10 protein-coding genes are annotated in these 11,858 nt (G+C 67.9%); 7 read left to right on the top strand and 3 right to left on the bottom strand.

The window, feature by feature from the left end; translation table 11 throughout:
- Positions 1–156: 156 nt before the first annotated feature.
- Positions 157–1,932, bottom strand: coding sequence for an NPCBM/NEW2 domain-containing protein (locus AHOG_RS01465; RefSeq protein WP_169725796.1), 1,776 nt, complete (start codon positions 1,930–1,932; stop codon positions 157–159).
- 352 nt (positions 1,933–2,284) lie between these two features.
- On the opposite strand from AHOG_RS01465, the gene AHOG_RS01460 reads away from it, so the two are divergent.
- Both AHOG_RS01460 and AHOG_RS01455 read left to right on the top strand, forming a co-directional pair.
- The gene (locus AHOG_RS01460) at positions 2,285–2,932 is read left to right on the top strand and encodes a GNAT family N-acetyltransferase (RefSeq protein ID WP_093939754.1); all 648 of its coding nucleotides are present in this window, start codon (positions 2,285–2,287) and stop codon (positions 2,930–2,932) included.
- Between the two features lie 387 nt (positions 2,933–3,319).
- Positions 3,320–3,796 (top strand): MmpS family transport accessory protein, encoded by a 477-nt coding sequence (locus AHOG_RS01455; protein ID WP_093939753.1) that lies wholly within the window; start codon positions 3,320–3,322, stop codon positions 3,794–3,796.
- Between the two features lie 1,358 nt (positions 3,797–5,154).
- Here AHOG_RS01455 and AHOG_RS01445 read toward each other — a convergent pair.
- Entirely contained in the window at positions 5,155–5,769 is a 615-nt protein-coding gene (locus tag AHOG_RS01445; RefSeq protein ID WP_157736573.1) for an HAD family hydrolase, read from the bottom strand.
- Between the two features lie 65 nt (positions 5,770–5,834).
- The gene (locus AHOG_RS01440; RefSeq protein ID WP_184451146.1) at positions 5,835–6,677 is read right to left on the bottom strand and encodes a GntR family transcriptional regulator; all 843 of its coding nucleotides are present in this window, start codon (positions 6,675–6,677) and stop codon (positions 5,835–5,837) included.
- Between the two features lie 192 nt (positions 6,678–6,869).
- On the opposite strand from AHOG_RS01440, the gene AHOG_RS01435 reads away from it, so the two are divergent.
- The 5 genes from AHOG_RS01435 to AHOG_RS01415 all read left to right on the top strand — a co-directional run bounded on the left by AHOG_RS01435 (position 6,870) and on the right by AHOG_RS01415 (position 11,850).
- A complete protein-coding gene (locus tag AHOG_RS01435) occupies positions 6,870–7,349 on the top strand; it encodes a hypothetical protein (protein WP_093939751.1) in 480 nt (159 codons plus the stop codon).
- A 108-nt stretch (positions 7,350–7,457) separates the two neighbouring features.
- Positions 7,458–7,715 carry a hypothetical protein gene (locus AHOG_RS01430; RefSeq protein ID WP_221439161.1) on the top strand — a complete coding sequence of 86 codons (258 nt, stop codon included), beginning with the start codon at positions 7,458–7,460 and terminating at the stop codon, positions 7,713–7,715.
- A gap of 4 nt (positions 7,716–7,719) precedes the next feature.
- Entirely contained in the window at positions 7,720–8,184 is a 465-nt protein-coding gene (locus AHOG_RS01425) for a hypothetical protein (RefSeq protein ID WP_157736572.1), read from the top strand.
- 484 nt (positions 8,185–8,668) lie between these two features.
- Entirely contained in the window at positions 8,669–10,204 is a 1,536-nt protein-coding gene (locus tag AHOG_RS01420) for an FtsK/SpoIIIE domain-containing protein (protein ID WP_093944049.1), read from the top strand.
- Positions 10,201–11,850, top strand: a complete 1,650-nt coding sequence (locus AHOG_RS01415) for a replication initiator (protein WP_093939749.1) — start codon at positions 10,201–10,203, stop codon at positions 11,848–11,850. Before AHOG_RS01420 ends, AHOG_RS01415 begins: the two co-directional genes overlap by 4 nt.
- Positions 11,851–11,858 lie beyond the last annotated feature (8 nt).

The raw sequence follows: 11,858 nt of genomic DNA, 5'->3' as shown, positions 1-11,858 counted from the left end.
TGGCCGCCACGTCCGCGGCTGCTCGGGCATCGGCTCTCGGCGGACCGTCCCGGCGGCGGCGTGACTGGCCGCAGGACGACGGCGAGGGCCTCCATACGGACGCCCTCGCCGTCGGTGCGGCGGGAGACGGGAACGCTGCCCCGCCCGCCGATGGACTCAGCCGCGGCAGGTCAGCCGGGCCAGGCCCCAGTCCGCGTAGTCCCACCAGTTCTCGTCGCCGCCGTCGGTGACGACCAGCCGCAGCGTCTCGGCGTCGTTCAGGTGGACATCCATGTCGCGGGCGCCCTCGCCCGCGTAGACGATGCCGCTGTCCCAGACCTTCTCGTCATCGGCCCACACCTGGAAGACCACGTCGCCGCCGTCGCCTCGGCCGTCGTCCGGCCGATTCTGCGAGGACTGCGGGGCACGGTCGTCGACGCCGACCGACGCGGCGAAGCGGGTGCAGTTCTCCCCGAGGTACACGACCGTCTCCGAGGGGGCGAGGGTGCCCAGGCCCTTGTCGTAGCGGACGCCGTTCACGGTCAACGGGAATCCGTCGCCTTCGCCCAGGGAGCCGTTGCTCTGATCCCGCTCGACGGGGCCGAGCGCGTTGGACGAGGCGATGAACGGCAGATCGGAGACGTACGGCGTCCCGGTCGGCGCCGCCACGACCTCGATCGAGGTCTGCTCGGTGATCGTGCCTGCATGGCTGCCCCGGCCGAACTCGGCGTTCACCGCGAAATCGAGCGTGTCGGTCTGCTCTGCGCCGTCGACCGGGCTGAGCCGCCAGGTCGCCGACGCGGTCTCGCCCCGACCGAGGTGGCGACGCCCCGACTCGGCGATCCGCTCGGCCTCCCAGCCCGCGGGCACCACCGGCTCCAGCTGGACGTGGACCAGCTGTCGCCTGCTGAAGTTGGTGAACTCGGCGGCCACCTCCACCGAGGAGCCCGGGGCGATGTGCTCGGACACCGGGTCGACCCGCAGACCCGCCGCACGATGCTTCGGGTCCACGGTGGGTACGACGAGGTCCTGAACCCATTCGCCCGCGGCGACGTCCCGTGCCCGGATGCGGGCTCCGTCGGCCCCGAGACTCACCTGGAGCACCTGCCGGTTGACCACGCCGCCGGTGTTCACGGCGGTGAAGCCGTCCGGGTGCCCGCCGGGCACCACGATCCGCCGTGCCCACCGATCGTCACGCAGCGAGGCGTGGGTGTGTGAGGTGAACAACACCGCCTGCGGATAGTCGCCGAGGATCTGCCGCAGCTGGTCGTCCTGAAGGTGGAACTCGCCCGAGGTGCCGTCCGAGGCGGTGACCGTGTCGTACAGCGGGTAGTGCGTGAAGACGAAGACCGGACGTCCGTCACGGGTGTGGTGATCGAGCCGCGCGCGCAGCCAGGAGAGCTGCTCGTCACTCAGATAGATGTGGTCGTCCAGGTTGGGGTCCTCCCACCACATCAAGCGCTCGGTGCCCAGCGTCAGCAGCGGAATCCCGTCGACGACCTGCTCCGCGTAGACCTCGTCTCGACCCGCGAAGGCGTAGAACGAGTCGTACAGCTCTTCCTCGGTGAAGCCGTTCGGCCAGGAGGGCTGGCACAGCGAGGTGGGCGAACACCACGCGGGCGCGTAGGCCTCGTGGTTGCCGATGCTGGAGAAGGTGGTCTGCGGCCCCGGGGTCTCCGCGATGATGTCGGTGACCTCCTGGTACTCGAAGTCATAGCCCCGGTCGACGATGTCGCCGTTGATGACCAGCGCCTTCGAGTCCGGCGCCAGTTCGTGGGCTTCCTCCCGGACATCCCGGAACGCCTGCAGCGCCCCCTGGATGTCGCTCATGACGTCGAAGGTCCCGACGGAGGTGTGGTCCGGGGTCCTCTCCCCGGCCGATGCCGATGCGGCGAGGCCGCCGCAGGCCACCAGCGCAGCGAGCGCGGTGGCGGTCCATCTGGTCTGTCTCACGGTGCGGCTCCCAGGCGAAGCGACGAAGTACACGTCCATCCGGACGCGGCCACCACCATCAGTGACTCAGATGTACCGTCGATCACGCATCGAGGAAGCGCAGCCGCCGACCGGCGCAACAGCAGGTGAACGCCGACTCGTCGAACGGCGACAGTCCCGTCGTTCCTGGTGGCGGCGGTCTAACTACGTCCACCAGGCGGACATGAAGATCATCTTCTCGGCGCGCCGCCTCGTGCCCACTCCGGGCCCGCCCATCCGCCCCGGCCGCGAGCGACGCGTGGACCGGCGGGCGACGGCTCGTTCGAGATCTCCGCTTGTTCGCCCATAGTGATCACGGATTCTCGGTGCGAGGATGACCACCACGACGGCACGCGCACGAGAGGCGATCATGGGCAACGGGCGGAACCCGGGCACGACTCGGTCGGGAACGAGCCGAACACGAGTACGGACCAGAACCGTCAACCTCCGCGACCTGCCGGTCAGACACGACGAACGGACTCTGTTGCGCGCCTGGCAGATCGGGGACCTGCCGACGATCATCGAGGCTGCCGGAGACCCCTACATTCCGTTGATCACCTCCATCCCGCCGGACTGTTCCTCCGCCGAGGGCGCGGCCTGGCTGCACCGACAGTGGAACCAGGCGGCCGAGGGACGCGGACTGCCGCTCGCGATCGTCGACCGGACCGTCGGCGAGGCGGTCGGCATGGTGACGCTCAACAGCATCGACTGGACGCACCGACGAGCCGCCGTGGGCTACTGGCTACTACCACGCCACCGAGGATGCGGCCTGGCCACCTCGGCGGTACGGCTGGTGGTCGACCTGGCTCGCGATCTCGATCTGCTTCGCGTCGAGGCACTGGTGGAGGTCGACAACCAGGAGTCGCAGGCCGTGTGCCGCGCCACCGGCTTCACCGAGGAGGGCACCCTGCGCTCCTACCTCCGCATCGGCGAACGCCACCGGGACATGGTCATGTTCGCCAAGGTGCTGACGGGAGTCTGAGCACGCAGCGGGCGGCGCCGAGTCGGACGTTCGGCGTCCTCCGTTCCGCCGGGCAGGTCGCCTCCGGGCGTCGTCGAGGCCGCCGAGTCGGTTACCCGGACTCGAGCTCAGATCCCGTGCGGATGCCGACGGAAACCGGTCGGGCGCACTGCGAGGTCGAGCCGTTCACACACCAGGCCGCGCATTATCGCCGCGACTCGATGAACGAATCGAATACCGCCGCCATCGTGCGCGACTTCACCATCAAAGATAACCGGCAGGTCACGATTGGAGATTATCGGCGGTCGAATAGCCGTCATCGCCGAAACACTGGAACGAACCCTCGCGTCTTAACATAAGAGCGCTATCTCATCGTTCAGTCATGCCATCAGGAAGGTCTTACCTCAGATGACCGAGACACCGAATACCGCGGCTAAGAAGAAGCGCTGGCCGTGGATCGTCGGCGGCATCGTCGCAGTGATCGCCGTAGCCGCCATCGCCACGGGCGGTGACGACGAGGACGGCGCCACACCGAACGCGGCCGACGGCACCACGGAGGAAGCGGCGGCTCCCGCGGACGAGGGCACCGACGTGCACGAGGTGGTGTACGAGGTGACCGGAGACGGCACCAGCAGCATGATCACTTACACGACCGACGGCCAGAGCGCCACGGAGCAGCTCGGCGACGTCGAGCTGCCGTGGGAGCACACCCTCGAGCTGCCCGTCGACGAACCGCTGCTCGTCGTGCAGGTGAATGCTCAGCAGGCAGGGAGCGGGGAGATCTCCTGCCGCATCACGGTCGACGGCGAGGAGATCTCGCAGGCGACGAGCAACGGGGACTACGTCATGGCGGTCTGCTCCGAGTCGATCGGCACTTTCGGCTGATCACGACCACGAACGGGTGAGAGAGGGGGCGGCGGATCAGTGGCAGCGTCCACGGACAAGCCGCCCTCGGCCTCCGCCGCGACAGCCGTGGCTGCGGGCCGCCGAGCGGGCGGACGCAGCCGATCGGCCGGCATTCACGACATTCCCATGGGCGGACAGCCGACCATACGGCGACTCTGCCGGCGCCGGGAACACATCGACCGGCCCGACGCACCCACCGAACAAGCTCTCCGCCGGGTATCAGCACGCCTGCGATACCGCGATGAACAACGCCGCGAGATATACGACCTCCGTTCAATACCGAGACTTATCCGGAGCGCTCGGACATTGCAGTAGCCACGCGTCGGCGGCGCTGATCCGTTGATACTCTCGAATGTCGAAACTCTCGAGAGCAACCACCGCATGCGCTGATCATCGTCGTCTCGAGACCGAAATCACCGAACGACCGCCCAGACCCCATCATGCCCCTTCGATTCGACGGCTCGGGCGGAACACGATCGCCGGATCCAGGTGCTTCGTCGGGTGGAGAGGACGGGCCCAGTCTCCAGGCGGCGAGATCGGCCCGCGCCGAGCGGCCCACGAGCCGCACGTGAGGTCGTGACCCGGCAAGCCCAGGAAGACCTCGAAGGGCGGCGTCCGGGAACACCCGATGACCGAGCCGGTGTACGCGCCCGCACAGTTCGCGCCGTCGAGTCGACAGGGTCCCGGCCGGAAGGAACGGGCGTCCACCGCGGATGCGACCCTGAACGACACAGGCCCTTCCCGGAAACCGGGAAGGGCCTGGTCACTGCTGGAGCCGCCTAAGGGAATCGAACCCTTGACCTACGCATTACGAGTTCCCCAAAGCCCTGTTCAGAGCGGTACAGGATCGTTCACCCGCAGGTCAGAGCCGTTCCGCAACCTGCGGTGAACCGGGGTGAACGGGGACGAACTGCAACCCGAACCGCAACCCTGAAAGCAGTGCTGTGCTGCGATGATGCAGAGATCGACCCTCCCACGGCGCCCCTGCGCCCTTCCCGGTGGCAAGGCGGCGGAGCCGTCGCGGCAGTCGAGCGCCATGACCAGCCTTGTCAGGATGACCCGCTCGGCGCTCTGTCGGACCGGAGTCACGGCCTGGCCCTGCTCGGCCTTCTCGCGCGTCGTCTGCGGTAGCGCATCCCGGAACCCGGCGGCTGGGCGTCGGCCAGGCCGAGGACGCGCGTCAGCGCGCCCGCAGGACTGAGCCGCGCGCCCGGCCCGCCCGAGGCGACCGGCCAGCGCGGCGCCGCAGGCGGCGCGCCTTGATCCCCTAGAGCCGGATTCGGCAGTACTGACGGTATGTCCGCACCCGCCGACGAGTGGCAGTGGTCGGCCCTGGATCAGTCAGGGACCAGGAATGACGTCAGCAGCAGCGCTGGAACCGTGCGTATCAACCGGTCACGCTTACCGGGCTTGTTGGCATAGGCGATGACCGGGACCTCGGCGGCGTGCGCTGCCTGGATGTCGGTGGCGGAGTCACCGATCAGGACACAGCGTCCGGTGTCGACGTCGAACGCCTTCGCGGCCTCGGCCACCAGATGGGGGTTCGGCTTCATCAGCGTCGGATCGCGTGGGTCACGTCCCTGGACGTGGTCGATGTACACGCTGAGATCGTGGGCAGTCAGGTAACGGGTGATCGCATCGGTCGTGTTGTTGCTGACGATGGCGAGCGGGCGGCCGGTCGCGTGCCATGTCGCCATGAGTTCGGCGGCGCCTGGCGTGGGCGTGGCGGTTGCTACGGCTTCGATCTCCCGTGTCTGGAGGACTGCCTCGATCTGGCGGCCGAGCACAGGTGAGAGTTCTGCGGCGTAGCCGAGGATCGTGTGTGGATCGTCGGCATCGAACTCGGATGGCGGGGGTTGTCCAGCGTCGTGGATGAGGGTGCGAAGTTCTGCGGCGATGACGGGTGCTGGGTATCCGGCGAAGACCGAGCAGACGGGACCGTCGAAGTCCAAGAGCAGTGCGTCCGCGTCGTTGAGCAGCCTGCGGAAGAGAACCCAGTCGTCTACGGGGACGTGTCTCACAGGACATGCTCCCTGCCGACGGTGGTCCACATGCTCGTGAACCAGGTGGTGGCCTGGTCGACGTATTGCGAGCCGGTGGAGGTGTCGTCGTCGGTGGTGGAGTGGTGGAACAGGATCGCGTCCTTGCCAGCAAGGTCGTAGATGGTGGTCGTCTCGCCACCGAGGGAGAGGACGTGCTCTTGGACCGGGTAGAAACCGAAGAAGGCGTCCTCGCCGTTGAGCAGGTAGAGCTTGAACAGGGGTGCGGCGCGGTGCACGCGAACTTCGGCGGTGACCTCGGGGACCAGACCCAGGCGGCCGAGTTCGGTGACGTTGTCGATGATCGCGTAGGTGTGCCGCTCCATGATCCGGTTCATCCGGGCACGGAACTCCGGACTGTCCGAGAGATCGTCGGCACGACACGGGATGGCCATCGGCTGGGAGGAATCCGGAACGAGGATGCGCACACTGATCGACTTCGGTGTCAGTCGCCCGATGCGGATCTTGTCCAGCGGCTCCTGCATCGCGCCGTGGAGGGTCTCGCCGGAGAATCCGGCGAAGTCGATGGAGACGTTCTCCGCCTCGAAGGCACGTTCCAAGTGGGGACGTAGTCCGATGGGGCGTTCGGTGCGCTCGCGGACGAACACGCCGCTGCCCTGCCGGGACACGATCGACCCGTCGTCGCGTAGCTCGCGCAGGGCGTTCTGCACGGTCATGGGGGCGACGCTGTAGCGCTTGGCCAACTCGTTGCGCGAGGGCAGCTTCTCACCGGGGCGGAAGACCTTGGTCAGGATCGCCGCACGCAGGGCGTTGGCGACCTGCATGTACGGCGGACGCGGGTCATCCGGGTCCAGGTCCATGCCGTTCTCCTCCCGCTCTCTGACATGTACACACAAGTACTTAGGTGTACCGGAACGTACGTTAGCGGACCTGTCTAGCTCGGCTAGGTGCCTAGCCGTCTTGCCTTCCCCGTTGACTTGGCTAGCCAAGCTGGCTATCTTGGCAATGCGGGCTAGGTTGGCTAGCTCGGCTAGGTGGGCTGGAGGTGTGTGATGGCGGTTCCGCGCGGTACGCGGTTCGAGATCGAGCACGAGGCGGTGTTTCCGGAGGGTGCGGCGATCGTGGGGCCGGTGAGCCCGGATATGGAGTACGTGTCACAGGAGGACAAGGCACGAGGGCGGCAGCCGAAGCAGAAGGTGGACGAGGCCACCGGGTTGTTGCTGTGGAAGGTGACGGTCACCGACCCCTCGGCGGTGAAGGACCGGGACAAGTCGGCCACGGTGGTGATCCTCGATCCAGTCCAGCCGGTGGCTCCTCCGGCGGCGATGGAAGGCTTCGACTTCCGGCCGGTGGTGTTCGAGGGCCTGACCGTGGAGCCCCGAGTGCAGGGGGAGAAGTTCAAGTATCAGGGCTGGGTGCTGCGGGCACGGGCGATGCGACAGCCCGGCGTCGCGGGTGGCTCGAAGTCTCCGGGGAGCAAGCCGGGCGGGGCGTCCGCCGGCTCGGATGCCGCGCAGAAGTCGGCTGCGTGAGTGCGGGGCGGTGGCCGGTGATGAGCACGGGACGAATCGGAAGGGGCCTGCTCCTGGTGAGTGCGGCACTGGGGTGTCCGTGGCGGTGGCGTGGTCTCCTCGGACGCGGTGAAGCGGTGGAACGCTGCGTATCGGGAGCAGACGGCGGCACTCTTCACCGCTCAGGCATACGGGACACCGGAGAACGTGCGGCGACTGGCGGCGGCATACCGCGCGGTGTCCACGGCCTGGCGTGCGCTGGCAGCCGAAACAGTGATCCCGCTGTGGGCTCGGCACGCGGCGGTGGTCGCGGCCGAGGAGTTCGCCCGCCGAGCCGACATCGAGGACGCCCGCGCCACACTCACCCCTCCTCCCGAATCGGAGTGACGCCATGACGACCTTCATGCCCACCGCGCCGCGTCTGGTGGTGCTGCCCGCTGTCGGGGCGTGTGCGGTGTTCGGTGCGAATCTGCCCGGCCGTGGTCCGACGTTCCTGCTCGACCTCGGTGCGGTGCATGTCGAGATGCCGATCCCGGCGGATCAGCGCAGCCGATCAGCGATGGCGGACTTCCTGCGGACTCTGGCGTTCGCGTCCGAGCGGGCCAGTGAGTGGATCGAGCAGACCTCGGGCCTGTCGGCCGGTCCGGTGATCAACCACGAACCCGACTCCAGCCCTCGACGTGATCCGCGTGGCGGGATGACCTCGGGGTACCGGGAGGTGCGTGGTCAGTGGGACGAGGACGCGCCGCCGTCGGGTCCGGGGGTGTTGCCGTCAGGGCGTCATGCGTGGCCGGAGGACTCCGACCACCCCACCGGGGACCCGGACGAGAAGGGCGAGCGTGGGTGGTGGTCGTGAGTCGGTTGCGGGCCTGGTGGTGGCGCACGATCGGTCACCGCTGCGCCCGGCCCGGTTGTGGTCGGTGGACGCGGAGCGAGGGCGTGCACTGTGCGTGGTGTGCGGCCGGTCGGCCCCGGATGGGTGTCTATCCGGGGGCCTTCCGCAACTGCGACACCCAACCACTGAACATCCGACCCACCGACTGAACACCTGATCACTCTGCTGGTCCGCACAGGAAAACGCGCAGAGGCGGGCTCATAGGTTTGGCGGCCTGCCCGTCTCTGCGCTGTCCACTTCAATGTCATCTAACCGGAGTGAACAACCATGAGCTTAGAGAAACCACCCAGCGTGTCAACCCCTCACGGACGGTCAGTTCCACGCAGGTGTCCTGCCTGCCACAAGTTCGGCAAGTTCGCCCCCGACCACGCGCGCTGTCTGCGGTGTCTTGGGTGGCTGCCCCTGGATTTCGGTCCGGCGGTCAACGGCGTTCGGGGTGGTCGGGATGCCTGAGCGCTCCAGATGGATCGATCCCGCCCCGTTGGAGGTCTCCCGGCCTCGGTTGCCGTGGTGGACCCATTCGCCCCGGTGGGCGTTGGTCCTGGCGGTGCCGTTCCTGGCCGTGGGGCTGGTGGTGTGGTTATCGGTGGTGGTGCTGCGCAAGGCCGCCCGGTATCCGGTCGTCGCGTTCGTGGTCCTGGTGCTCGTCGTGGTCGGCCCACTGTGGGGTTGGACCGTCGCCCTGATCCTTGGTGCGGTCTTGGCTCTGGTGCTGGTCGGCTGGTGGTGGCGGTTCCGTCGGTCGTTCGTGCGCCTGGTGCTCGGTGAGGTGCGCACGGAATGGCGACGGCTGACCGTGTACGCGCCGGTGTGGCATCGGACGATGCGGTTCTGCCACCTGGAACGCACCGTGGAACGCAAGACCCACGTCCCGACCTTCGTCCGGGTCCGTGCCGACGGGTGGCGGGATCGGGTCACGGTCACGTTGTTGCACGGTCAAGCACCTGGTGAGTTCGAGGCCTGCGCGGAAGCCCTGGCGCACTCCTTCGGCGCCCGCTCCTGCCGGGTCCGGGTGAACGGCCCTCGGCGGATCGTCCTGGACCTGCTGCACGGCGACCCGTTGGCATGGCCGACCGCCACACCCGCACTCCCGAACACCACCGAGACCACCGCCGGGTTCACCACCCGCGACCTGCAACGAGTCCCCGTCGGAGTGACCGAGACCGGCCGCCCGTGGCTGCTGCGCCTGATCGGCTCCCACATCCTCGCCGTCGGCGCCACGGGTGCGGGCAAGGCCTCGGTGGTCTGGTCGCTGCTCTGGTCCCTCGCCCCACTGCTGCGCTCGGGCCTGGTCCGGGTGTACGGGATCGACCCCAAGGGCGGGATGGAACTCGGGAAGGTACCCGGCCTGTTCCACCGGCTGGTGTTCGACAACGGACTGGAAGCCGTCGAACTCCTCGAAGACGTCGCCAACGAGGTGAAGCAACGGGCCGAGTCGTTCCGGGGTACTCGGCGGGGGTGGTCGGTCGACTGCGGTCAACCGTTCCTCCTGCTCATCGTGGACGAGTTGGCCGATGTCGTGGCCTACCAGACCGACCGCAAACTCAAGGAACGCGCGAACTCGGCCTTGCAGACCATCACCAGCCAAGGCCGCGCACCCGGCGTCTGCGTCATCGGCGAACTCCAAGACCCCCGCAAGGAAGTCCTGTCCTTCCGCCACCTCTTCCCGACCCGGGTAGCCCTGCGAGTCGACGAACCCGGCCAGGTGGACATGGTCTTGGGCGACGGCGTCCGGGAACGCGGAGCGGCGGCACACGAGATCAGCGAAGCCACTCCCGGCGTGGCGTGGGTGAAGTACACCGACCGACGCGAACCCGTCCGCGTCCGGGCGTTCCACGTCACCGATACCGACCTGGACCGACTCGTCGACTACGTCACCGAACCCGCCTCGGCCGAAGATGCCTCGGCGATCGTGCATGCCTTCCCGACCCGACCAGAGATCACGGGTTCGGAACCGGTGATGCGGGGTGAAGCCGCATGAGCGCCGATCTGACCACCGTTCCCGGCGACGTGCAGGGCTTCACCCGTGCCGAGCGGATGCGTCAGCCACTGGCGGGGAAGGTCTTGGAGGCGACGGCGGATCACCACGGGGTGTGCATCCGGCCGTTCATGATGGAGACCCTTGACTACGACACCGGCGAAATGAAGTACGTCGGCGTCCCCTGCGGCTCCACCGTCGAAACCCAATGCGGCCCTTGCGCTCGGAAAGCACGGGCGCTGCGGCAGACCCAATGCCGCGAAGGCTGGCACCTGACCGACGAACCCGACTTCACCCCCGAACCCGCCACCGGCCAACAGAAACTCCTCGTCGCCTACCGCGCCGACCTGGTCGCCGAGTACCGGCAAGCCTTGGCCGAGGGTGCCGAGACCGACGCCGAAGAACTCCGCGAAGCCATCCACACCGCCGACGCCGACCTACGCAACCTCGGCGTCCGGGGCAAACTCCCCAACCCCGACGCCCCGGCCACGGCAGCCCGCAAGCGCTCCACCCGTCGCAGACAGGACGCACCGAACCTGCCCCGACGGCGAGTCGAGAAACGCACCCTCGGCCGCGAATACGCAGGCAAGTTCCGACCCTCCATGTTCCTGACGTTGACCCTCGACACCTACGGCCGGGTCCGCAAAGACGGCACCCCCGTCGACTTCGCCACCTACGACTACCGACGCGCCGCACGCGACGTCGTCCACTTCGCCGCCCTCATCGACCGGTGGTGGCAGAACCTCCGCCGCTGCGTCGGCTGGGACGTCCAGTACTTCGCGACGGTGGAACCCCAGAAGCGTGGTGCACCGCATCTGCACGCCGCCCTTCGCGGGTCCATCCCGCACTCGGTGATCAAGGACGTCACAGCCGCGACGTATCACCAGGTGTGGTGGCCCAACCACGACCGGCTGCTCTACGAGACAGATCGGCTGCCGGTCTGGGACCACGAACGACGCAGCTTCGTCGACCCCGACACCCGCCACGCCCTGCCCACCTGGGACGAAGCCGTCACCGAACTCGACACACCCGCCCACGTCGCCACCTTCGGCGCACAGGTCCACTCCAAGGGCATCCTCGGCGGCACCCCCGAAGCCGGACGACACATCGGCTACCTCACCAAATACCTCACCAAATCCGTCTCCGAAGTCGTCCAACAAGACACCACCCGGCAACGGGAACACGCCGACCGACTCCACGCCGAACTGGCCGTCACCCCCTGCTCACCCCGCTGCCCGATCTGGCTGCGCTATGGCGTTCAGCCTCTCGGGGCTCGGTCTCAGACGGCCTCGGCGCACTGCAAAGGCAAAGCACACCGGAGAACCACCCTCGGCCTACCCGGCCGCCGAGTCCTCGTCTCCCGCAAATGGTCCGGCAAATCCCTCGCCGACCACCGCGCCGACCGCAAGCGCTTCGTCGCCGAGACCCTCGCCGCCGCCGGAATCGAGAAACCACCACAGAACCCCTCCCGGCTGGCCTGGCAGAAAGTCCGCCCCGGCGACCCCGACGTCCCACCACGCGCACACGTCCTCCTCCACGCCATCTCCCAACGCCTCACCTGGAAAACCGAATACGACCGCGCACTACTCGCCGCACAACCACCACCAGGCGGCGACACAGAACTTTCGGCAACACCACACGCAGCCTGACCACCAGG

This window comes from Actinoalloteichus hoggarensis (genome assembly GCF_002234535.1).
Classification (GTDB): domain Bacteria; phylum Actinomycetota; class Actinomycetes; order Mycobacteriales; family Pseudonocardiaceae; genus Actinoalloteichus_A; species Actinoalloteichus_A hoggarensis.
The sequence above is the reverse complement of the archived record's forward strand: the minus strand, read 5'-3'. Positions and strand labels throughout refer to the sequence as shown.